Source organism: Aequorivita sp. Q41 (genome assembly GCF_039831855.1).
In the GTDB taxonomy this organism is placed as follows: domain Bacteria; phylum Bacteroidota; class Bacteroidia; order Flavobacteriales; family Flavobacteriaceae; genus Aequorivita.
On sequence record NZ_JBDPMS010000001.1, the window covers coordinates 1,414,546 to 1,437,875 of the forward strand.

A 23,330-nucleotide genomic window follows, 5' to 3' on the forward strand; every position below is an offset into this window, starting at 1 on the left:
CTTTTTTTTATAAATACTTTTGAATAGTTTCTTTTATTCTTTCGGAAGAAATACCTGCAGCTTCCTGCAATTCTTTGATGGTACCTTGTTCGCAAAAAACATCTGGGATGCCTAAAATTTCAATTGCATTTTTATACGCATGCTCAGTAGCAAATGCAGCAACAGTGGTTCCTAACCCACCAATAATAGTGCCTTCTTCAACCGTGAGAATCGTATTGTATTTTTTAAAAACCTGGTGAAGCATAACTTCATCTATAGGTTTTAAAAAGCGAATATCAATCAGGCCAATTTTGTGCTGTTCTGAAAGTGGAAGTTTTTCAATCGCTTTAAGCGAATTTTCTGCCATGGTTCCTAGAGTTAAAACCGCAATTTCTACACCTTCTTTTAGGGTCTTCGCTTTTCCGATTTCAATATTACTAAATGGCTTTTGCCAATCTATAATTGTTCCTCTACCGCGTGGATAGCGTATAAAGATGGGTAAGTCCAATCCCTGTTGCGCTGTAAATAATATATTTCGTAATTCAACTTCGTTTCGTGGTGCAAAAATGATGAGGTTTGGAATACAGTTTAAATATGCCAAATCAAAAATACCATGATGTGTAGGACCGTCTTCACCTACTATTCCAGCGCGATCCAAACAAAATATTACAGGTATTTTTTGTAAGCAAACATCGTGAATTACCTGATCGTAAGCTCGCTGCAAAAAAGTTGAGTAGATATTACAAAAAACCGTAAATCCTTGTGTGGCTAAGCCTGCAGAAAAGGTTACTGCATGTTGTTCCGCAATTCCAACATCAAAAGCACGTTCTGGAAAAGCCTCCATCATAAATTTTAAGGAGCTTCCAGTTGGCATTGCGGGAGTGATGCCGATAATTTTTTCATTTTTTAAAGCAAGTTCAACTAAGGTTTTCCCAAAAACATCTTGAAATTTTGGGGCTTGCACAGCAGTACTTTTTGGTGCAAGATTTCCAGTAAGTGCATCAAATTTTCCGGGAGCGTGATAAACAACTTGGTTTTCTTCTGCCTGCCGCAACCCTTTTCCTTTTTTCGTAATTATATGAAGCAATTTCGGTCCAGAAATGTTTTTTAATCGCTCTAATTCTGAAGTTAACAAATTCAAATCGTGCCCGTCAATGGGACCTGAATACTTAAAATTTAAAGCTTCAAATATATTGTCCGATTCTTTGGCGCCGTCCAATTTAACTTTTGTAAAATAATTTTTTAATGCACCAACACTTGGGTCAATTCCAATAGCATTATCGTTTAGAATAACCAATAGGTTGGTGTCAGTGACACCAGCATGGTTTAGAGCTTCAAACGCCATGCCGCTGGCAATAGAGGCATCTCCTACTATTGCTATATGTTGTTTGTTAATTTCGCCTTTTAATTTTGAAGCAAAAGCCATTCCGAGTGCTGCTGAAATAGCGGTACTACTGTGCCCTACACCAAAAGTATCATAGCTACTTTCACTTCGCTTTGGAAAACCACTAATACCGCCCAACTGCCTGTTGGTGTGAAAAATTTCTTTTCTCCCGGTTATTATTTTATGCCCATACGCTTGGTGGCCAACATCCCAAACTAAAATGTCTTCTGGGGTATTAAAAATGTAGTGTAATGCAATTGTAAGTTCCACAACCCCAAGACTAGCGCCTAAATGTCCTTCTTTTGTAGCGACAATAGTTATAATAAATTCACGAAGCTCCTGTGCCAATTGCGGCAATTTTTCCTTTGGAATTTTCCGAAGGTCTTCTGGGAATTTGATGGTATTTAAAATATTTTCTGGCACCAGGCAAAGATAGGTTATCAAAATTGTATATTTGGGTTGAGGAGGTTGAGAAGTTTGTATGTTTAGTTTAAATATAGAAAACCATGAGAATAGTTGGATTTGAAACATTACAGGTTTGGCAAAAGACAAGAGAACTTTCTGTGTTTGTATATAAAGAAACAAAAAGTTTTTCTTCGGAAGAAAAATTTGGGTTAATTAGTCAAATGAGACGGGCGGTGATATCCATTTCTTCATATATTGCTGAAGGAAGGAGTCGACATTCTTATAATGATAAAGCAAGGTTTCCTGAAATTGCATACAGTTCAGCTTTAGAATCACTCAATCAAGCGATGCTTTCAAATAATTTGGGATTTCTTTCTAAAGAAAAATATTTGCTTATTCGAAAATCAATTTCTAAAATCACTTTGATGCTTGATGGTCTTTTTAAATTTCAAATAAAAATGTCTAGGTTTAATTTCTAAATTTTCAACCTCTAAACTTTCTAAACATTATCTCTTGATAAATCCTTACGACGATACCTACTTTATGAAACGCGCCTTCCAAGAGGCGGAAGCGGCTTATGAAAAAGGCGAAATCCCAATTGGGGCAATTATAACCATAAACAATCAAATTATTGCACGGGCCCACAATCTTACCGAAACGCTAAACGATGTTACTGCTCATGCTGAAATGCAGGCGATAACTGCCGCTGCAAATTATTTGGGTGGAAAATATTTAATAGATTGTACACTTTATGTAACGATTGAACCTTGCCAAATGTGTGCAGGAGCATTGTTTTGGAGTCAGATTTCAAAAATTGTATATGGGGCGAGAGATGAACAGCGAGGTTGTATTGCAATGGATACAAAGTTGCACCCTAAAACGGTTATGACTGGTGGGATAATGGAAGAAGAAGCTTCTCAATTGCTAAAGCGTTTTTTTATTGAAAAAAGAAATTTAAACTAAAAAGCCCTTCGTAAAACGAAAGGCTTTGGTGTCTGTTTGTAAGTATATATTTTTAGTCGTGAATAACGCGAACTTGAGCCGCAACACGTCCTTTTCTTCCTTCTTCTTCAACATATTCTACTTTATCGCCTTCGTTTAGCGCTTCCCCGTTTAAACCGGTTACGTGTACAAAAATGTCTTTTCCGGTTTCGTCATTGGTGATAAAGCCAAAACCTTTAGATTCGTTAAAAAATTTTACAGTTCCTTCCATTTTAAATAAAAATAAATTAATAATAAGCTACAAATGTATAATAATTCTGAAACTCAGTATTAACGAATTTTAAAATTTTTGGATGCTAACCGCTGCTTAGGTCTTTTTATCTCTTTGATACTCTTGCATTTTCTGAATATTTTCTTTCGTAAGCATATAGTCTTTTACGCTTTTATTTTTCCATCGATGGTAGATAAAACTTGGCATTAACACAAAAAAACCAGCCATTAGGCTAAGGCCGATAATTAAATTTCCAGTGGTTTCATCTATAGGTTTTAGGTAAAAACCACATCCCAAGCTTAGGAGTACAACAATGAATAATATGATGATAAAGTATTTCATTTTAAGGTGTAATTTTTAGATTATTTGCCTGAAAAATCAATCAGTTTTCTTCTATAGGCGGTTAGTAATTTCGACTTTGAAACAAACCCATAATACGCACCATTGTTTATTACTGGGAGATTCCAAGCACCAGTATTTTGAAATTTTTTCATTACATCGGTCATTTTATCATCGGCAAGATTAATTACATCTGGAGGGCTATTCATTAGTTCGCTGGCTTTTAGTTCGTCATAAAGTGTTTGATCGAACATTACAGGGCGTAAATCATCTAATAGGATGATTCCTTTAAGGGAATTGGTTTCTTTATCGAGCACAGGAAACAAGTTTCGTTTTGATTTTACTACGGCTTGATGTACTATTTCGCCCAAATTCATGTCTGGATAAATAGCTACAAAATCACGTTCTATTACCGTTTGGATATCCATTAAAGTAAGTACCGCATGATCTTTATTATGCGTAATTAAATCCCCTTTTTTGCCCAATTCCATTGCGTACACGGAATGGGGAATAAAATATTTGGTGATAGAAAAAGCGATTGCAGCCGTAATCATTAAAGGGATAAAAAGTTCATAGCCACCCGTAACTTCCGCAATTAAGAATATTGCAGTTAAGGGAGCGTAAAGTACTCCAGCCATTAAGCCTGTCATTCCTACAAGTGTAAAATTACTTTCTGAAACCCCATTAGGAAAAAGCCCGCAATTATTTAAAATCTTTGCAACGACATTCCCCATAATACTTCCCATAAAAAGGACAGGGGCAAAAATACCACCTACACCACCCGCGCCAAAAGTAAGTGCGCTTGCAATAATTTTGAAGAGAACTAGGCCTGATAATAAGGCTATAACAATCCAAATATTAGTGAGTTCTAAATTAAAAATATTGTTCTGTAGTGCAATTTCTGGATTTCCCTTTACCAAATTATTTATCACATCGAAACCTTCCCCGTAAAGAGGCGGAATAAAATAGACAAGCACTCCGAGGCCAATACCGCCAATAAGCAATCGTTTTGCGGGGGAATTTATTTTTTCGAAAAACGCTTGAAAAAAAGCATAGACTTTAGTAAAGTAAACAGAAGTAAAGCCTGCAACGACTCCCAAAATCATAAAAAAGGGGACGTCGCTAAGCAAGAAAGCATCTGTATTTTTAAAAGGTAATAGAACATCATTTCCAAAGAAAAAATAAGACGTTAAAATTCCTGAAATGGAAGCCAATAAAAGTGGAAGCATGGAAGCTAGGGTAAGGTCTAAGCTAAAGACTTCAATCGCAAAAATTAGCGCTGCGATGGGTGCTTTAAAAATGGAGGCCATTGCCCCTGCGGCGGCACAACCAATTAATAGGGTTCTATTTGCTTGATTTAAATGAAGTAATCTTGATAGATTAGAACTTAATGCGGCGCCAGTAGCCACGGTTGGACCTTCCAGTCCTACGGAACCACCAAAGCCGACAGTTAGTGGGGCTGTTAAAATGCTTCCTAGCATTTGGTAGCGTTTTATAAAGCCTTTCTTTTTAGAAATAGCAAACAAAGTAGAAGGGATGCCATGGCTTACTTTATTCCTAATTATATATTTAATTACGAAGTAAACAATGGTCAGCCCCAGTATTGGAAACACAAAATAGAAAGCTGCGTGATAAATTTTAATTAAATTACCTTCCAGCATATGTTGGATAAAGTGGGTGAGGTTTTTAAGAATTACAGCGCCAACTCCAGCCAAAAACCCAACAACAATACTGATTAAATACACAAACTGAGTTTGGGAGATGTGTTTAATCCTCCAAATGAGAAACCGAGTGAGTAATGTTCTTTTTTGTGTAGGCATCCTTAAAGCTAATAAAAAATCCTGCTTATGCAGGATTTTTATCTTAAGATTTTATTTCAACTTTTAAATGAAGTTCTTCCAATTGTTTTTGGTCGATGGCGGCAGGCGCATCAATCATAACATCGCGCCCCGAATTGTTTTTTGGGAACGCAATAAAATCACGAATGGTTTCTTGCCCGCCTAGAATGGCTACCAATCTATCCAAGCCAAAGGCAATCCCACCATGAGGAGGCGCACCGTATTGAAAAGCATCCATTAAAAAGCCAAACTGCGCTTTTGCTTCTTCAGGAGTAAAACCTAAATAATCAAACATTAAGGCTTGTGTTTTTTTATCGTGAATACGGATGGAGCCGCCACCAATTTCATTTCCGTTTAAAACCAAATCATATGCGTTTGCTTTTACTTCGCCAGGATTGGTAGCTAAAAGTTCCAATTGTCCAGGTTTTGGAGAGGTAAATGGATGGTGCATGGCGTGGTAACGCTCGGTTTCCTCATCCCATTCTAAGAGCGGGAAATCGATTACCCAAAGTGGGGCAAATTCCGTATTTTTTCTAAGTCCGAGTTGTTCTGCCAAATGCATACGCAATGCACTAAGTTGTGTTCTTACTTTATTTTTTGCTCCAGAAAGCACACAAATTAAATCGCCAGGTTTTGCGCCTGTAGTTGCTGCCCACTTTGCTAAATCTTCTTGGTCGTAAAACTTGTCTACGGAAGATTTGTAAGTGCCATCTTCATTACAACGAACATAAACCATTCCTAAGGCACCTATTTGTGGACGTTTAAGCCAATCGATTAAAGTGTCAATTTCTTTTCTGGTGAAGTTATTTCCGCCAGGAACAGCGATTCCTACAACCAATTCAGCTTGGTTAAAAACGTTGAATTCTTTGTGTTGTGAAACGTCATTTAATTCGCCAAACTCCATTCCGAAGCGAATGTCAGGCTTGTCGTTTCCGTATGTTGCCATAGCCTCGTCGTAGGTCATTCTTGGAAATTCAGCTACGGCTACGCCATTAATTTCTTTTAATAAATGTCTTGTTAAGCCTTCAAATGCATTTAGAATATCTTCCTGTTCTACGAAAGCCATTTCACAATCTATCTGTGTAAACTCAGGCTGACGGTCTGCGCGCAAATCTTCATCGCGGAAACATTTTACAATTTGAAAATATTTATCGAGCCCTCCTACCATCAATAATTGTTTAAATGTTTGCGGACTCTGCGGCAGGGCGTAAAATTGCCCTTCATTCATTCTAGAAGGCACCACAAAATCGCGTGCACCTTCGGGCGTAGACTTAATTAAATATGGTGTTTCAACTTCTACAAAACCATCGTTAGACAAATAATTTCTAACAGCAATTGCAACTTTATGGCGGAAAATAAGGTTGTCGCGAACTGGTTTTCTACGAATATCGAGGTATCGATATTTCATACGTAAATCTTCGCCACCATCGGTTTCATCTTCTATAGTGAAAGGTGGGGTCTGCGATTCATTTAAAATAGTTAATTCAGAAACCAAAATTTCCACATCGCCAGTAGGCATGTTTGGGTTTTTGGATTCACGCTCAATTACAGTTCCTTTCACTTGTATTACGAACTCGCGCCCCAGTTTAGAGGCTTTATCCATAACTTCTTTAGGTGTTCTTTCCTCGTCAAATATAAGTTGGGTAATGCCGTAGCGATCACGAAGATCTAGCCAAACCATAAAACCTTTATCTCGTGTTTTTTGGACCCATCCTGAAAGGGTTACCTCCTTATTTATATCTGCGGTGCGGAGTTGACCGTTGTTGTGTGTTCTATACATTTTATTCTGAAAAAAAATTGAGAGGGCAAATTTAATAAGTATTAAGTGAATGCGAGTGATTTTGAGCGGATTATTATTCGCTTTTTTGTGTCAGAATGTTTAAAAGCAAATCACGTTCACGGACCACTATTTTTACATCTTTCTCAAGTTGTGCTATGTGGTCGTTTTTGCGGGTCTTTACGGGGGCATTCATGACAACTGATGCAGGTGCGCTGCGACAAGGTTCTTAAATGCTGTATTGAATGGCGACCAAAGGCGCTCATAGATGTGCGGCACTGCAGGCTATTTCTTTTTTGGTAACGCAAATCTCTTGGTGTTTTTATGTAGTACGTGTGCACGGGTGGTTTTTGAAATACACTTGCCCTTAATACGAGACTTTAATTTTTCACCTACAGGCGGCAGAATAGTTATATACTATTAAGTTAGAATTCTTACATATAAAAATGCTGCTTAAAACACCTTTTTTTAGATAGTTTAATTGGTGTGAATACTAAGAATAGTTTCATAAATATACTTACTGTTTCATTTTTTTAACTTCAAATCACATCGTATTTATTTTTTAAATTTCCTACAAAATTTAAGAGGTTTTTGTAAAAATAATTATCATAAAATTGACAAACAATACATTATCATTAATAAATTAACATTATTTTAGGGCAATAACTAAAACTTCAAACCTATGAAACAAAACAAACCTGATATTAGGAAGCTTTTATTATTAGTTTTCCTTTTTCCTTGTTTTATGGTTGCGCAAGCACCATTATCTGGAAAAGTGATAGACGAAAATAATGCGACAGTTCCTTTTGTAAACGTTATTGAAAAAGGAACAGCAAATGGAACCACAACAGATGTCGATGGAAATTTTACTATTAAGGTGGCTGAATTACCAGCAACTTTAGTGTTTTCATCTATTGGTTTTGAAACGCAGGAATTTACTGCATCAACACCAAATGCAATTGCCATTACCCTTGCAGAATCTGCTCAGACATTAGATGAGGTAGTGGTTACTGGTTTGGCAACATCCGTAAAACGATCTAACTCTGCCAATGCAGTGGCGTCTATTTCTGCAGATGAGCTTACAGGGCGAACGCCTCCTTCTACACTTGATGGAGCGCTTTATGGAAAATTTGCCGGGGCAATTATTAATGCAAATTCAGGAGCCCCAGGTGGAGGACTTTCTGTAAAGTTGCGAGGTGCTACTTCTATTCAAGGAAATACACAACCACTTTATATTATTGATGGGGTTTATGTAGATAACTCCTCTATTGCAGCTGGTTTGAACACCGTTTCTGCAGCGGCACAAGGCGGTAGTGCTTCCAATCAAGACAACCCCACCAATCGTATTGCAGATCTTAACCCAGACGATATTGCAAATATAGAGATATTAAAAGGGGCTTCTGCGGCGGCAATTTATGGTTCGCGAGCGGCGGCTGGAGTTGTTCTTATTACAACAAAACGTGGAAAAGCTGGGAAAACACAATTTAGATTTTCGCAATCTACAGGTTGGAACCAAGCTATAAACCTCCTGGGAATGCGCGATTATACTGAAGAACGTGTGTTAGATAGTTTTGGGGAAGCCGATTTAGCAGCTTTCATTGCCGCTAGAAATGCTGGCACCCTTGTAGATTATGAAAAAGAAATTTATGGCGAACACGGAATTATAACCATTACCAATTTTAGTATGAGTGGCGGTAGTGAAAAGTCTAAATTTTTTGCTGGTGTAACCCATAATGATGAAGATGGAATTGTAAGAAATACAGGGTATAAAAAAACATCGTTGCGTTTAAACTTAGACCATCAGCCGGAAGATTTTTTAAAGTTCTCTTTAAGTTCAAATTATATACATTCCTCTTCAGATAGGGGGTTCTTTAATAATGATAATAGTGGGACGACCATAGGAATTGCATTAACAACGACCCGACCATGGGATCAACTTTTCCCTGATGAAAACGGGATTTATCCAGACCATCCTAATAACAGCTCAAACCCATTACAGACACGGGATATGGTTAAAAACAATGAAAGAGTAGATCGGATTATTATGGGGGGATCTGCAAATCTTGATATTTATAGGGCTGAAAGTTCAAACCTTGAATTGATTTTACGTGGCGGACTCGATTTTTACGGACAGAAATCACGCGCGTTTTTTCCAAAGGAATTACAATTTCAGAAAATAGCTAACGGGGGGCTAAATGGTGTTTCTGTTCAAGGAGAAACTCAAAATAAAAACTACAACCTTTCAGCGTTTTTAGTACATAATTTTTACACAGGAAGTACTATTAACTTTAGAACCCAAGCTGGTTTAACGCGGGAATATTTTGATCAAAATACAGAGTTGCTTACTGCTACAGGATTGGTTGCTTCAGGCACCAATGTAGACCAAGCAAGTAATACGGGTGTAAACCAAACAAGGCTTAAACAAGAAGACGCGGGTTTCTTTGTACAGGAAGAGATTAACTTTAAGGACATGCTAATAGCTACTATTGGTGTGCGTGGCGATAAATCTTCAAATAATGGAGATGCTAATAAGTTGTTTTACTACCCGAAAGCTTCATTAGCGGTAAACCTTACTGAATTTGGTTTTTGGAAAGAAACTGCTGCTTGGAGTCAATTTAAACTTCGGGCGGCGTACGGGGAGGCTGGAAATTTCCCGCCTTTCGGGGCTTTGTTTACTTCCTATAACGCATTTTCAACAGATGGTATCTTAGGAATTAGTTTAATAGGGGTTCGTGGTGATGCAAATTTAAAGTCTGAACGTCAAAAAGAACTAGAATTTGGTGCGGATATTGGCTTTTTTAATGGCAGAATAAGTCTTTCAGCAACCTATTATATAAAAACAATAGACGATTTAATACTTCAAGCTAATTTAGAACCATCAACAGGATATACTACCCAATATGTAAATGCAGGAAGCCTAGAGAATAGAGGTATTGAGCTAGGATTAAATACAACACCTATTGCTACACGTAATTTTCAGTGGGATCTTGGAATCAATTTCTTTAAGAATACTTCAGAAATTACCGAACTTAGAGTTCCAGCTTTCAATTTAGGAGCTTTTGGCGCAGGTTTGGGGACTTTTAGAATTGAAGAAGGTCAAAGCGCCACGCAAATTGTTGGAAGTTTTGATGGCGAATTGCAAGTGGTGGGCGATGCCGAACCAGATTTTCAGATGGCATTTAATAACAGCTTAAAATATAAAAACCTAGAGCTGTCTATGTTGTGGCAATGGAAAAACGGAGGCCAAAATATTAACCTCACTACCTTACTTACAGACCTTAACCAGACAAGCCATGATTTTGACGATTTAACCGTAGACCCAGAGGGGCTTATTGTAAACGGAAAATACAGACCAGCTGGTAATGCAGATGTACATACAGAAGATGCTTCCTATGTGCGTTTACGAGAAATTGGCTTGTATTATACCATACAAAAGAAAAACTTAACAGGCTTGCTGGGCGGTAGAATAGAGACTATTAAACTTGGGTTTTCCGGAACAAATGTCATTAACATATTTGACTACAACAGTTACGATCCCGAAGTGTCTAATTTTGGTGGAGGCTCCATTTTTACAGGTGTAGATGTACTACCATTCCCTTCGTCCAAAAGGTTTTTATTTAATGTGGCAGTTAATTTTTAAAAAAAGAATTATGAAAAAATATAGCTATAAAATACTACTAATTGCTTTTCTCATTGGAACAGCAATTTCATGTGAAGTACAAGAGTTTTCAGACTTAAACAATGCTGAAATAGGCAATTTTGAAGAAAACCTTACCCGGGAAGATATGCAGGATCTTATTGGGGGAGTTCTCTATAGTTCAAGGGTGCGTTTGGACAATTATTTTGATGATAACGGAGTAATTGGTCGTGAATATTACCGCTTTTCTAGTGCAGATCCACGCTTTACAGGCGACTTGTTAGGAAGAGATGGGTTGGTGTTAGACAATAATACCTTTTACCTTACAGGACCTTGGGGGTCACGTTATAGAACCGTGAAAAATGCAAATTTAATTCTTGGGTTTATGGATGGGCAAGATTTGTCTGTTCAATTTACACCGCAAGAAATAAACGCTACCAAGGGGTTTCTTAAAACATTTATTGCCTATGAACTTTTATTGAACCTAAATTTGACAGATGAAAATGGAATCCGATTGGATGTGGCAGATGAAAATAATCTAGGTCCTTTTGTGTCAAAAACAGAAGCGTTATCTGGCATAAGAAATATGTTGGTAGAAGCTGCAACAGATTTAAGCAATGGCAGTGTTGAATTTCCATTTATTTTACCTTCAGGATTTGAGGATTTTAAAACCCCTTTAGGGTTCTTACAAGTTAATAATGCGATTGCTGCGCGTGTAGCAGCCTATCAAGCAGATTATCCAGCTGTTTTATCCTTTTTGAATAACTCATTTTTTACCTTGGATGCTGCTCAATTAGATTTAGGAATCAACTACACCTTTTCTCTAAACCAAACAGACATTTCAAACCCTTTATTTAAGTCTATTAAAGGGCTTACTTCTGCAGATGCAAGAATTGTACAACCGCTATTTGTTACTGAAGCTGAAGCAGGAGATGAACGATTAGTAAAAGCATTTAAACTTGATGCGCCACTAAGCCAAGATGGGTTGTCTGGGGAATATGCTTTGTACAGGTATACTTCAAATATAGCCTCCATACCAATAATTAGAAATGAGGAACTTATTTTGTTATATGCTGAAGCAAACATCACATTAAATACACCAGAAGCAGTCAATGCAATTAATTTAATAAGAAACAGTGCAGGATTGCTTGATTATAGTGGGGCAGCAGATGCACCCGCCTTAATTAATGAAATGCTTAAGCAAAGAAGGTACTCTCTTTTTGCGGAAGGACATCGATGGATTGATATGAGAAGGTTTGGGAAACTTGATGCGCTTCCTATAGACCGCCCCGATGATGATGTTTGGACAATGTTTCCAATTCCATTAACAGAAAATCAATAGTCAATACCTAAATAACCAACTAAAAAACCCTTTCCGCATTATAGTGGAAAGGGTTTTTAAAGTTATACTATTTTCACTCCTTTATTATTAATTAAGGAAATAGTTTGTGTCTGAATATTATTCAGTAGCTTCTATAAACTCAACATTTTCTTGAGGTGGTACAGAATTATCAGAATTTCTTTTTGAAGCAACCCACATTTTAATTCGTGTAGCGATATAAAATAAAATCGGTACAATGATTAGGGTTAAGAAAGTTGCGATTATTAGACCGTAAATTACTGTCCATGCTAATGGCCCCCAGAATATTACGTTGTCACCGCCAAGGTATATATTTGGATTAAACGATGCAAAAAGTCCGAAGAAATCTATGTTTAAACCAATTGCTAAGGGTATTAAACCGAGAACCGTAGTGATTGCCGTAAGCAATACAGGGCGCAAACGTGCTTTCCCGGCAATAATAATGCTTTTTAGCAATTCATCTTTTTCAAGGAATTCAGTTTCATCTAGGTCTAATTCATTTTTTCGTCTGTCTATTACCAGCTGCGCATAATCGAGGAGTACCACGCCGTTATTCACTACAATTCCAGCGAGCGAAATAATCCCCATCATCGTCATCATAATTACGAAAGGTGATCCTGAGATTACGATTCCACCAAAAACCCCAATTAAACTTAGGAAGATAGAAATCATAATAATAACAGGTTTCGAAATAGAATTAAATTGAAAAATTAAAATCAAGAAAATCAATCCAAGCCCAGTAAAAAACGCACCCATTAAGAAGGCTTGCTGCTTATTTTGCTCTTCAATTTGACCTGTATAATCAATTTTAATGTTTTCTGGTAAACCTTCAAAGCTTCGCATTTCATTTTGCACTTGGTTTACTACTGCGCCCGCATCTGTATACCCAGGTGAAAGTGCAGAATAAACGGTAACCACACGGCGGGTATCGCGGTGTTTTATGGCGCTAAAGCTAGAGCTGTTTTTTAAAGAAGCTACTGCTGAAACAGGAATTTCACGAAGCTGCCCTGTATTGGTTCTAAACGTCATCGATTGATTAAACAATGCGCTTGTATTATACCTGCTATTTTCATTGAAACGTATATAAATGTCGTAATCCTCTCCATCTTCCTTATAAACACCCGCTTTTGTGCCAAATATAGAATTTCGAAGCTGTTGTCCAACTTGACCTGCGCTTACACCTAATTCTCCAGCTTTTGCACGGTCTACCGATACTTGCATTGCTGGCTTATCTTTGTTAACGTCTATTTTTAGCTCGTCTATTGCAGGAATATTTCTACTGTTTATAAAATTCCGCATACGTTCAGCCGTGGCAATTAACTCATTGTAATCATCGCCTTCAAGTTCGATGTTTACAGGTGCGCCAGCTGGTGGGCCATTGGCATCTTTTTCTACAGAAATTAAAACACCAGGGTAGATTCCAACTAAAGCTTCTTGCACCTTTTGTCTTAATAGCTCACTGTCTTCCCCTTTACGAAATTTATATTCTCGCATGGAAGCGGTTATTTTTGCTTTATGAGGCATTTCAGCAGCACTACCTCCGTCAGTTTGTGGGTTTCCAGCTCCTTCTCCAACTTGTGATACTGCACTTTCAACCAAGAAGTTGGTGCCCTCATCCATATATTGCTCACTATCTAAAACAGCATACACCTTTTTCTCAATCTCTTTTGTGATTGTGTTGGTTTTTTCTATGTCTGTACCTTGTGGGTATTCTATATAAACAATAATCTGGTTTGGTTTGTTGTCTGGAAAAAACTCAACTTTTGTACGTTGTGCACCTAAAGAAGCCCCAAAAGCCATAAAAGCGACGATTAAAAGTGAAAATGTAATTCCTACAATCCAATACGGTCTTTTGTTTTTAAAAGAACTAGTTAGTTTGCCTTCATACCAGTTTTCAAGTTTAACAAGCGATCTATCTTGAAATCTATTTGCAGCTTTTCTGATGAATAAACGATACGCCCATAGCATAATTGAGGTAAAAATCATTACGCTACCTAAGGCGCGATAATCACCACCAAATATGAAAATCAATAAACCAATTCCTGCAATAATAGCTGAAACCTTAATGATTTGTTTTCGAGGCATATCTTTATCTTCGGTAGTCATAAATTGAGATACCAGAACCGAATTAAAGAAGATTGCCACAATGAGCGATGATCCTAATACTACAGAAAGTGTTATTGGGAAATAAATCATAAACTGTCCCATTAATCCTGGCCATAGCCCTAATGGAATAAATGCCGCCACCGTAGTTGCTGTTGAAATAATAATAGGAAGGGCAATTTCACCAATTCCTTTTTTGGCGGCTTCCACACGACTCATGCCTTCATCTTCCATCAATCGATATACGTTTTCAACAACCACAATACCATTATCTACAAGCATTCCCAGCCCCATAATAAGTCCGAAGAGAATCATGGTGTTCATGGTATAGCCCAATTCGTTCAAAATCATCAGGGACATAAACATGGACATTGGTATTGCAAACCCAACGAATAATGCGTTTTTAAAACCTAAGAAGAACATTAAAACGGTTACAACCAGTATAATTCCGAAGATAATATTGTTTACTAAATCGTCTACTTGCCCAATAGTTTTTGATGATTGGTCGTTAGAAATACTTATGTCGAGATTTGGAGGAAACTCATTTTTCTGAGAATCTGCAACAATAAGTTTGATTTTATCTGCAGCTTCCACCATGTTTTTACCGGCACGTTTTTTTACGTCGAGCATTACCACTTGATGGCCATATTCGCGTGCAAATGTGGTGCGGTCTTTTTCTTTAAAACTTACATTGGCAATATCTTTTAAGTAAACAATGTCGCCATTTTCACTTTTCACAACAAAGTTTTCTAGTTGCAGGGGGCTGTCAATTTCACCAATAATACGAATGGTTCTACGCTGGCCGCTGGCAATAAAATTACCCGCAGACATCGTCATATTACCATTGTTTATAGCATTTGTAATATCTTGAAAGCTTACTGAAGAAGCCATCATTTTATAAATATCGACAGCAACTTCAACTTCTTTTTCTTGTGCTCCACGAATGTCTACCTTTTTAATTTCAGGTAAATCTTCTATTTCATCCTGAAGGTATTCACCAAACTCCTTTAGCTGCGCAACAGTATAATCGCCAGAAATGTTGATGTTTAGTATTGGCATTTCCTCCGAAAGGTTAAGCTCAAATATATTGGGTTCAACTTTGGCGCCATTAAAAGTTGGCCAATCTTCACCCGAAGTTTCACTGTCTACTTCATCTTTCACCTTCTGTTTTGCAAGTTCAACATCTATATTCTCGTCAAATTCAACAATTATCATTGAATAATCTTCTTGTGATGTTGAGGTAATTTCTACCACATTGCTTACCGTCTTTAGTTTATCTTCAAGCGGATCTGTTATTAGTTTCTCAATGTCTTCCGCAGTATTTCCGGGATATACAGAGCTAATGTAGATTTTTGTTTCTCTAATTTCTGGGAAACTTTCTCTAGGCATGCTAAAATATGCGCCAATCCCTAGAAACAAAATCAGAATCATTATCACATAGATCGTGGTCTTGTTATTAATTGCCCAAGAAGATAATTTAAATTCTTTATCGGTTATTTTTTTCTGTTTTACCATTATCTAAAGCAATTAGTATTTTATGATTTTTACGGTCTGGCCGTCTTTTACACTACGAGCGCCTTCGTTTATAATTTCATCACCATCTTTTAAGCCTTCGGTTACTTCAATTACATCTCCTTGGTTTTTGCCGGTTTTAATAATTACTTGCTTTGCAACTGCTTTCTCACCTTCTTTTTCTTGAAGCACATAGATATATTGTTCGCCTTCAGCATTTTCTGAAATAATACTCTGCGGAATTAAAATCGCTTTGTCGTTCGAGTAATCATTAATCTTTAAACGCGCAGTTAGGTTTGGCTTAATTGATTTATCGTTATTTGGAACTGCAATTTCTGCACTAAAAGTTCTGTTGTTGGGATTAATGAAATCGCCTGTTTGTCTAATTTTTGAATCTAAAGTTTTTCCTAACACTGGAAAAGAAACTTTTACATCTTTTCCTTTTACAATAGCGCCAACATAATTTTCTGGAATGTCTGTAGTAATATACATATCACTAAGATTTACAATTCTTAAAATTGGTGTTTGCCCAGGAGAAACAACGGTTCCTTGATCTGTAATAACGTCGTCTATAGTTCCAGCAAATGGAGCGCGAATACTCGATTTTCCTAGCTGGCTTTGCATTTGTGCAACCGCTTTTTGGTTGGCTTCATAGTTAGATTTTGCTTGAAGGTATTGTATTTCACTCCCTATTTTTTGTTCCCATAAACGTTGTTGACGTTCAAAAGTGGTTTTAGCTAAATCTGCCTGTATTTGCATTTGTGCAACTTGCTGGCTCAATCCGCCATCGTCAATTTTTGCTAGCAGTTGCCCTTTACTTACTTTGTCACCTTCTTTTACATAAACTCTTTGAAGGATACCACCAACTTCAGCATTTATAACCAAGTTTTGCTTGGTTTTTACGCTCCCTTGAAGCTCAAGATAATGCTCATACGGTTTAGATGTTGCAGTAAATGTGGTAATTAAAGGAACATTGCGCTCAGGGTTTAGCTCCTTTAGCTTTTCGTCAAGCAACTTTACCTCTTGGTGTATTTGCTCTTGTTGTTCCGAAAGTGCATCTCTTTTTTTCTGAATAGCTGCTACATCCCCTGAAGCAAGTATTGCTTCGGTAGATTGTTTTTTGTCGCCACCACAGGATGCAAGTGTAGCTATAGTTAGTAGTAATAGGATTATTTTTTTCATTATGATTGATTTTCGCTTTACGCGGTTATGGCTTTGTTGTTTAGTATTGATTTTTGATTGTTTGTGCGTCTATTCGCAACTGAGGAATATTTAAAATAGTTTCCAAATTTGCTTTTTCGTTTATGATAGTCAGCATCGACTGAAAATACTGCTGTTGCGCAGTATACAATTGTGTTTGCGATTGGCGCAGGTCAAAACTTGAGGAAAGTCCTTCCGTAAATTTTACTTGGTTTTTATTTTCAATCCGCTCGGCTAATGCTAAATTTTTCTTAGAATTCTCAAAATTATCTATCGCAAATTGATAATTACTCTGTGCTGTTGTAAGGTCAAGTTTTAGCTGTTGTTTGGTTTGTTCGAAATCTGTTTTGGCTTGGTCTAAAGCGATGCGAGTACGTTGTGTAGCTGCACTTCTTTTCCCACTGCTGAAAATAGGGATGTTTAAGCTAACCCCTAAAACAGAGGATTGATACCAAACTTGATCGCCATTTAGAAAACTAAAATCATCGCTATTTGCTGAAGTACCATAGTTTACATAGGCTGAAAGCCTTGGAAGCGCCATGCTTTTTTCTAATTGATTTTCAAAATAACGTTGCTCGATAAGATTGTTTGCAATTTTATAATCAACATTCTCTTCCATAGCTGGCGTAGTCCCTAATAATGAAAGACTAATATTTGCTTCCGCCAATTTAGTAAGGTCGTCTGTTAACGTAATTGGTGTTTCCACATCAATACCAAGTGCTAAATTGAACATTTGTTTAGCAATTGCTTGGCTTCTAAGGGCATTGTTAAGTTGTGTGTCTATGTCTAAAAGTGTGATTTCAAGTTGTTCTACGCTTTCTTCTTCCGTTAAACCATTCTCGAAAATTTTTCGAGTTTCGTAAAGATTCTTCTCTAGATTGGCTTTGTTCTTGGAAAAAATAGCAATCAATTCTTGCGATAATAAAACACTTCCGTAGGCATTTATTACGCCTTTTCTAACCTCCAATCGCGTCTTTTCATTGTAGTTTTCAGAATAACTTAAAAAAACCTTGGCGGCTTTTAGACCAACAAGATAACTACCATCAAAAATTAATTGATTTAGTGTTGCCACAGCATTTGCACTTTGCTTTGTGCCAAAAGTAACTGGTGTAAAAGTGCCTGGCGCGCCACCCCCAAATTCCCCAGGAATAAGGGTTACGGGTTGTTTTAAATTGTTGTTATATGAAATGTTTCCATCAATTTGCGGCAAACCACTTGCGGTAGTTTCCCACTTTTGTTTAATAGCCTTTGCAATGTCACGACGGGCATTAATAGAGGTGTAATTGCTGTCTAAAGCAAAAGTTATGGCTTCTTCTAAACTAAAACGCTGTGCTTTTTGTTCTTGTGAAAACCCTAAGGAAGACAAGAGTGTGAAACAAAAAACTAATAAATACTTACTCATTTGATTGATTGTCTTTAATGAAATTATTAAGTGTTTGAAAACCTTCGATTGTTACAATTCCTCGAAGATGATATTCAAGATATTCTTGGGTTATAAATTTTGATGAGAATTCTTCAATGGGAAATAAATTCTGGTCCTTAATACCATGAACACCCACAAAATAGAAGCGGGCAACTAGATCTACATTCATGTTTTTTCTGTAAAGCCCCATTTCTATCCCTTTTTGTAGATTTTTTCGGGTGCATTCCATCATTTTGTCGAATTGCGTCTCTTTTAGGCTTTCATATACTTCTGGATAATACTTTTGAAGCTGATAATGCGTTGTTGAATTATCATTTTCGAGTTTATGACTCACAAACTTTTTAATCTCGAAAAGCTCTTCAATTGGGTTGTGTTCCAAAAAGCAGATTTCATCGATTCCAGTAGTGATTGAAGTTAGTATGCTTGAGGTACATTCTTTTACCAAGCTTGTTTTATTTTCAAAATGTGTGTAAATAGTTTTTTTTGAAATGGCCATTTCATTGGCAATATCGTCCATTGTAACACTTTTAAAACCAAGCTTTAAAAAGAGGTCTGTAGCTTTTTGAATAATTTTTTCTTTCATAATTGGGGGCAAATGTACAACATGGAAACTCTTAAAACAAAATAAGTTTCCAAAGTTTTGTTTAAATTAACATTTATTTAATCTATTGCCTATTTTTTGCTTCAAATCGTGTTCAATTGTTTTGCTTGTTTTACTTTAGCCAAAAATTTTTTTTTGATGGAATTTTTAAAAAAATACAATCTTGTTCTTCAAGAATATCTAGACAATGCGGTTGTTCATAACGAGCCAACACAGCTTTATGATCCAATAAAATATATTCTTTCTTTAGGGGGAAAAAGACTGCGTCCGGTGCTTACTTTAATGGTGTCTGATTTTTTTGGAAATGATTTTAAAAAAGCTATTCATGCCGCACTTGCTGTAGAGTTGTTTCATAACTTCTCTTTGATTCATGACGATATTATGGATAATGCGCCTTTGCGTAGAGGCAAAAAAACGGTTCATGAAAAGTGGGATACCAATACCGCAATTCTTTCTGGAGATGCTATGTTAATTTTAGCATATCGGTTTTTTGAAAATTATGAGCCAAGCATGTTTCAAGAATTAGCAAAGGTGTTTAGCGAAACTGCTTTGCAGGTTTGTGAAGGCCAGCAACACGACATGAATTTTGAAACCCGATACGATGTTACGCTCGAAGAATACATAGCCATGATAAATCACAAAACAGCAGTTTTGTTGGGCGCAGCAATGAAAATGGGAGCTATTGTAGGGGAGGCTTCAGAAGGTGATAAAGAAAAAATATATCAATTTGGTAGAAATTTAGGCATTGCTTTTCAATTGCAAGATGATTATTTAGATGTTTTTGGCGATCCAGAAACATTTGGGAAGCAAGTAGGGGGCGACATTATTTCGAACAAAAAAACCATCCTTTATTTATTGGCAATCGATGCAAGTACCCAAGCACAAGCCGATGAACTTGAGCATCTTTTTAGCATTAATCCGAACGATCCAACTGATAAAATTTCGACAGTAAAAGAAATTTTTGTTGTTTCTGGAGCTGCTGCTAAAACACAAGATGAAATAAAAAACTACAGTAATTTAGCGTATTCAATATTAGATGAAATAGCTATTTCAGATGAAAAAAAAGAATTATTCCGGAAGTTTGGAGACAATTTAATGCAGCGAAATGTTTAAAAATACACCCTAACAAAAGGGGCAAACGGACTTGCGTAAATACTTTCCTCCTCATCATAAAGCACATCATAACGAAGGCCAATAGTAAAATTATTACTCCGAAATCCCGCTCCTAAAAATAAGGCAGGATACCAATAGTTTGTAGTAATATCTGGAGCTCCCAACAAAGTGTATTTTCTATTTACATTCAATTCTTCAAACTCTGCAGAAAGTTGAATTTCAGGAATTACATTATAGAGGGCTAACACACTTCCACCTAAAATGGTTGCGTTAGTATCGTTTTTTAGGCTTGCATAAGTTCCATTTAATGCGATTCCTGCTGAAAACTGTTCGTTAAATTCATAGATGGCACTAGGCGCGAGCGTGCCGCTAAAAAATCCATCTCCAAAGCTTAAGCCAATGCCGCCGCCAAAACGAACCTGTTGCCAAAACTCATTTTGTTTCTGTTGGCTATAGCTATTATTTGAACAAATAAATAGTATTGCTATTAAGAAAATGCCAAAATGTCTAAATTCAGTCTTTTTCATTGTGAATACTTTAAGAGATTCGTGCTATAAATATATACAATCGAGTCAGCTTTTTTGTGTAATTATTGTATTTTTGTAGCGTTTTATTATAAAAGGCCTTTTGCATATTTATCATGGATAAATTTTCATTCTTAAATGCGGTTCATCCTTCGGACGTCGCAGCACTTTACGAAAAATATTTACAATACCCAGATAGCGTTGAACCAAGTTGGCGCGCTTTTTTCCAAGGTTTCGATTTTGGATCAGAAAATAGCGCCGAAGATTTTTTTGGGGTTTCAAAAGATGTTCCTACGGAACAGTACGATGTTGGGGCAATTTGTGCAGATGTTGTAAAGGAATTTCAAGTTGTAAAACTAATTGATGGCTATAGAACCCGAGGGCATCTTTTTACAAAAACAAACCCCGTTCGCGAACGAAGAAAATATAGCCCAACCTTGGCGTTGGAAAATTTTGGACTTTCACAAGAGGACCTAAAAGCTACTTTTAGAGCAGGGGAAATTATAGGGATTGGAGAAGCAACCTTAGCAGAAATAATAAAACATCTAGAAAGCATTTACTGTGATTCTATTGGGATTGAATATATGTATATCCGTAGGCCGGACGAAATTCAATGGATTCAACAAAAGTTGAACATTAATGATAACCAGCCAAATTTTTCAGCAGAACACAAAAAACACATTCTTCAAAAACTTAATGAAGCTGTTTCTTTTGAAAGTTTTCTTCATACAAAATATGTTGGTCAGAAGCGTTTTTCATTGGAAGGTGGCGAAAGCTTAATTCCTGCGCTAGATACGCTTATTGAAAATGCCGCAGAAAAGGGCGTGAAGGAATTTGTAATGGGGATGGCACACCGTGGACGTTTAAGTACGTTGACAAATATTTTCGGAAAAAGCGCAAAAGATATCTTTAGTGAGTTTGATGGAAAAGATTATGCGCAAGACATTTTTGATGGAGATGTTAAATACCATTTGGGTTGGACGTCTAAGCGAAATACTAAATCGGGTAAGGAAATAAACTTAAATATTGCTCCAAACCCATCGCATTTAGAAACGGTAGGTGCTGTTGTTCAAGGAATTGCTCGTGCCAAACAAGACGATCACTATAAAGAAGCACCAAGCAGTGTTTTGCCAATAATTGTACACGGAGATGCTGCAATTGCGGGGCAGGGTTTGGTGTATGAAATTGTGCAAATGGCGCAACTAGAAGGTTATAAAACGGGTGGAACCATACATATAGTAGTGAATAATCAAATTGGTTTTACAACCAATTACTTAGATGCTCGTTCTTCTATTTATTGTACAGATGTTGGTAAGGTGACCCTTTCACCAATCCTTCACGTAAATGCGGATGATGTTGAAGCTGTTGTACACGCCATGTTGTTTGCTTTAGATTTTAGAATGGAATTTGGCCGCGATGTTTTTATAGATCTTCTTGGGTACAGAAAATATGGACATAACGAAGGTGATGAGCCGCGTTTTACCCAGCCAAAACTTTATAAAGCAATTGCAAAGCATGAAAATCCACGCGATATTTATGCGAATGAACTCATTGCACAAGGTGTTATAGATGCGGATTACACCGCTAAATTAGAACAGGAATACAAAGACAAACTGGAAGAAAATTTAGAAAACTCCAGAAAAGAAGATAAAACGACCATCACTCCATTTATGCAAGATGAATGGGAAGGCTATGAGTATGCCGAAGAGGATAAAATGATGGAGAACGTTGATACCAAGGTTGCTATTAAAGAACTTGATGAGATTGCTGAAGTAATTACTAAACTTCCAGCAAGCAAAAATTTTCTAAGAAAAATAGCTAGACTCGTTGAATCAAGGCACACCATGTACTTTGAAGATAACAAACTAGATTGGGCAATGGGCGAATTGCTTGCATACGGAAGCTTGTTAAAAGAAGGACACGATGTAAGAATGAGTGGGCAAGATGTAGAACGCGGAACTTTTTCGCACCGTCATGCCGTTATAAAAGTTGAAGACAGTGAAGAAGAGGTGGTGCTTTTAAATAATTTAAAAGGCAACCAAGGAGATTTTTACATCTATAATTCGTTGCTTTCTGAATATGGTGTTGTAGGTTTTGATTATGGGTATGCCATGGCAAGCCCTAATACTCTTACCATTTGGGAAGCGCAATTTGGCGATTTCAGTAATGGGGCGCAGATAATGATTGATCAATACATTTCAGCTGCCGAAGATAAATGGAAGCTTCAAAATGGATTGATTATGCTTTTGCCTCACGGTTATGAAGGGCAGGGTGCAGAACACTCTTCAGCGAGAATGGAGCGCTACCTTCAGTTGTGTGCAACAGATAATATGTTTGTTGCAGATGTTACTACTCCTGCAAACCTATTTCATCTTTTTAGAAGACAATTAAAAGTGAATTACCGCAAACCTTTAATTGTTTTTACTCCAAAGAGCTTGCTTCGTCACCCAAAAGTGGTTTCAACGAAAGAAGAATTTGCAAACGGTAGTTTTCAAATGCTAATTGATGATGCTGAAGCAAAAGCAGCAAAGGTGAAAACATTAGTTTTTGTAACTGGAAAATTTTATTACGATCTGCTGGAGAAAAAAGAAGAACTTAATAGAGATGATGTAGCTTTAGTGCGTGTAGAGCAGTTGTTCCCTTTGCCTACTGATGCAATGAAGCAAGTAATAAAGAAATATAAAAATGCTGACGATGTTGTTTGGGCACAAGAAGAACCTAAAAACATGGGTGCGTATTCACATGTATTGATGCATTTTGAAGAAGCTAGAAACTTTAGAGTTTGTAGTAGAAAAATGTATGCAGCACCAGCGGCTGGTAGTTCAGTACGATCAAAAGCACGACACGCTAAAGTGATTGAAAACGTTTTTGATAAAAATATGAATTAGTTTTTCTAATTTTTTTTAAGAAAGACAAAAAGAA

The 23,330-nt window shown here is 36.9% G+C and carries 16 protein-coding genes; 6 read left to right on the forward strand and 10 right to left on the reverse strand.

The window, feature by feature from the left end; genetic code table 11:
• Positions 1 to 7: 7 nt before the first annotated feature.
• The gene (locus ABJ955_RS06585; protein WP_347374372.1) at positions 8 to 1,786 is read right to left on the reverse strand and encodes a 1-deoxy-D-xylulose-5-phosphate synthase; all 1,779 of its coding nucleotides are present in this window, start codon (positions 1,784 to 1,786) and stop codon (positions 8 to 10) included.
• A gap of 83 nt (positions 1,787 to 1,869) precedes the next feature.
• Between ABJ955_RS06585 and ABJ955_RS06590 the strand changes: the two genes are divergently transcribed.
• Both ABJ955_RS06590 and ABJ955_RS06595 read left to right on the forward strand, forming a co-directional pair.
• Complete coding sequence (locus tag ABJ955_RS06590; RefSeq protein ID WP_347373803.1) at positions 1,870 to 2,247, forward strand: four helix bundle protein; 378 nt, start codon at positions 1,870 to 1,872, stop codon at positions 2,245 to 2,247.
• A 34-nt stretch (positions 2,248 to 2,281) separates the two neighbouring features.
• Positions 2,282 to 2,731: a nucleoside deaminase gene (locus ABJ955_RS06595; protein ID WP_347373804.1), complete on the forward strand. Its 450-nt coding sequence runs from the start codon at positions 2,282 to 2,284 to the stop codon at positions 2,729 to 2,731.
• Positions 2,732 to 2,783: 52 nt separating this feature from the next.
• On the opposite strand, the gene ABJ955_RS06600 is transcribed toward ABJ955_RS06595, so the two are convergent.
• The 4 genes from ABJ955_RS06600 to aspS form a co-directional block, all read right to left on the reverse strand.
• Complete coding sequence (locus ABJ955_RS06600) at positions 2,784 to 2,981, reverse strand: cold-shock protein (RefSeq protein ID WP_068761380.1); 198 nt, start codon at positions 2,979 to 2,981, stop codon at positions 2,784 to 2,786.
• A 96-nt stretch (positions 2,982 to 3,077) separates the two neighbouring features.
• Positions 3,078 to 3,323: a hypothetical protein gene (locus tag ABJ955_RS06605; protein ID WP_347373805.1), complete on the reverse strand. Its 246-nt coding sequence runs from the start codon at positions 3,321 to 3,323 to the stop codon at positions 3,078 to 3,080.
• A gap of 20 nt (positions 3,324 to 3,343) precedes the next feature.
• Positions 3,344 to 5,140: a chloride channel protein gene (locus ABJ955_RS06610; RefSeq protein WP_347373806.1), complete on the reverse strand. Its 1,797-nt coding sequence runs from the start codon at positions 5,138 to 5,140 to the stop codon at positions 3,344 to 3,346.
• 43 nt (positions 5,141 to 5,183) lie between these two features.
• Complete coding sequence (aspS, locus tag ABJ955_RS06615; RefSeq protein ID WP_347373807.1) at positions 5,184 to 6,938, reverse strand: aspartate--tRNA ligase; 1,755 nt, start codon at positions 6,936 to 6,938, stop codon at positions 5,184 to 5,186.
• Between the two features lie 679 nt (positions 6,939 to 7,617).
• Here aspS and ABJ955_RS06620 point away from each other — a divergent pair.
• Positions 7,618 to 10,575, forward strand: a complete 2,958-nt coding sequence (locus ABJ955_RS06620) for a SusC/RagA family TonB-linked outer membrane protein (protein WP_347373808.1) — start codon at positions 7,618 to 7,620, stop codon at positions 10,573 to 10,575.
• Positions 10,576 to 10,585: 10 nt separating this feature from the next.
• The gene (locus ABJ955_RS06625; protein WP_347373809.1) at positions 10,586 to 11,914 is read left to right on the forward strand and encodes a RagB/SusD family nutrient uptake outer membrane protein; all 1,329 of its coding nucleotides are present in this window, start codon (positions 10,586 to 10,588) and stop codon (positions 11,912 to 11,914) included.
• Positions 11,915 to 12,031: 117 nt separating this feature from the next.
• Here the strand turns inward: ABJ955_RS06625 and ABJ955_RS06630 are convergent, their stop codons facing one another.
• From ABJ955_RS06630 to ABJ955_RS06645, 4 genes are read right to left on the reverse strand one after another with little or no spacing between them, the layout of a single operon-like run.
• Positions 12,032 to 15,550 (reverse strand): efflux RND transporter permease subunit, encoded by a 3,519-nt coding sequence (locus ABJ955_RS06630; RefSeq protein WP_347373810.1) that lies wholly within the window; start codon positions 15,548 to 15,550, stop codon positions 12,032 to 12,034.
• A 12-nt stretch (positions 15,551 to 15,562) separates the two neighbouring features.
• The gene (locus ABJ955_RS06635) at positions 15,563 to 16,729 is read right to left on the reverse strand and encodes an efflux RND transporter periplasmic adaptor subunit (protein WP_347373811.1); all 1,167 of its coding nucleotides are present in this window, start codon (positions 16,727 to 16,729) and stop codon (positions 15,563 to 15,565) included.
• A 40-nt stretch (positions 16,730 to 16,769) separates the two neighbouring features.
• Positions 16,770 to 18,149 carry a TolC family protein gene (locus tag ABJ955_RS06640; protein WP_347373812.1) on the reverse strand — a complete coding sequence of 460 codons (1,380 nt, stop codon included), beginning with the start codon at positions 18,147 to 18,149 and terminating at the stop codon, positions 16,770 to 16,772.
• Positions 18,142 to 18,753, reverse strand: a complete 612-nt coding sequence (locus ABJ955_RS06645; protein WP_347373813.1) for a TetR/AcrR family transcriptional regulator — start codon at positions 18,751 to 18,753, stop codon at positions 18,142 to 18,144. Before ABJ955_RS06645 ends, ABJ955_RS06640 begins: the two co-directional genes overlap by 8 nt.
• 156 nt (positions 18,754 to 18,909) lie before the next feature.
• Between ABJ955_RS06645 and ABJ955_RS06650 the strand changes: the two genes are divergently transcribed.
• On the forward strand, positions 18,910 to 19,884 hold the full coding sequence (locus ABJ955_RS06650; protein ID WP_347373814.1) for a polyprenyl synthetase family protein: 975 nt from the start codon (positions 18,910 to 18,912) through the stop codon (positions 19,882 to 19,884).
• On the opposite strand, the gene ABJ955_RS06655 is transcribed toward ABJ955_RS06650, so the two are convergent.
• Complete coding sequence (locus ABJ955_RS06655) at positions 19,881 to 20,411, reverse strand: alpha-ketoglutarate decarboxylase (RefSeq protein WP_347373815.1); 531 nt, start codon at positions 20,409 to 20,411, stop codon at positions 19,881 to 19,883. The two genes, ABJ955_RS06650 and ABJ955_RS06655, sit on opposite strands and share 4 nt — an antisense overlap.
• A gap of 113 nt (positions 20,412 to 20,524) precedes the next feature.
• Here ABJ955_RS06655 and ABJ955_RS06660 point away from each other — a divergent pair, with 113 nt between their 5' ends.
• Positions 20,525 to 23,296, forward strand: coding sequence for a 2-oxoglutarate dehydrogenase E1 component (locus ABJ955_RS06660; protein WP_347373816.1), 2,772 nt, complete (start codon positions 20,525 to 20,527; stop codon positions 23,294 to 23,296).
• The last annotated feature ends 34 nt before the right edge of the window (positions 23,297 to 23,330 follow it).

Bases quoted from the DNA above. Each gene is read 5' to 3' on its own strand.
- ABJ955_RS06590 (WP_347373803.1), top strand. From the start codon at position 1,870: ATGAGAATAGTTGGATTTGAAACATTACAGGTTTGGCAAAAGACAAGA.
- ABJ955_RS06600 (WP_068761380.1), bottom strand. From the start codon at position 2,981: ATGGAAGGAACTGTAAAATTTTTTAACGAATCTAAAGGTTTTGGCTTT.
- ABJ955_RS06605 (WP_347373805.1), bottom strand. From the start codon at position 3,323: ATGAAATACTTTATCATCATATTATTCATTGTTGTACTCCTAAGCTTG.
- ABJ955_RS06610 (WP_347373806.1), bottom strand. From the start codon at position 5,140: ATGCCTACACAAAAAAGAACATTACTCACTCGGTTTCTCATTTGGAGG.
- aspS (WP_347373807.1), bottom strand. From the start codon at position 6,938: ATGTATAGAACACACAACAACGGTCAACTCCGCACCGCAGATATAAAT.
- ABJ955_RS06620 (WP_347373808.1), top strand. From the start codon at position 7,618: ATGAAACAAAACAAACCTGATATTAGGAAGCTTTTATTATTAGTTTTC.
- ABJ955_RS06625 (WP_347373809.1), top strand. From the start codon at position 10,586: ATGAAAAAATATAGCTATAAAATACTACTAATTGCTTTTCTCATTGGA.
- ABJ955_RS06630 (WP_347373810.1), bottom strand. From the start codon at position 15,550: ATGGTAAAACAGAAAAAAATAACCGATAAAGAATTTAAATTATCTTCT.
- ABJ955_RS06635 (WP_347373811.1), bottom strand. From the start codon at position 16,729: ATGAAAAAAATAATCCTATTACTACTAACTATAGCTACACTTGCATCC.
- ABJ955_RS06640 (WP_347373812.1), bottom strand. From the start codon at position 18,149: ATGAGTAAGTATTTATTAGTTTTTTGTTTCACACTCTTGTCTTCCTTA.
- ABJ955_RS06645 (WP_347373813.1), bottom strand. From the start codon at position 18,753: ATGAAAGAAAAAATTATTCAAAAAGCTACAGACCTCTTTTTAAAGCTT.
- ABJ955_RS06650 (WP_347373814.1), top strand. From the start codon at position 18,910: ATGGAATTTTTAAAAAAATACAATCTTGTTCTTCAAGAATATCTAGAC.
- ABJ955_RS06655 (WP_347373815.1), bottom strand. From the start codon at position 20,411: ATGAAAAAGACTGAATTTAGACATTTTGGCATTTTCTTAATAGCAATA.
- ABJ955_RS06660 (WP_347373816.1), top strand. From the start codon at position 20,525: ATGGATAAATTTTCATTCTTAAATGCGGTTCATCCTTCGGACGTCGCA.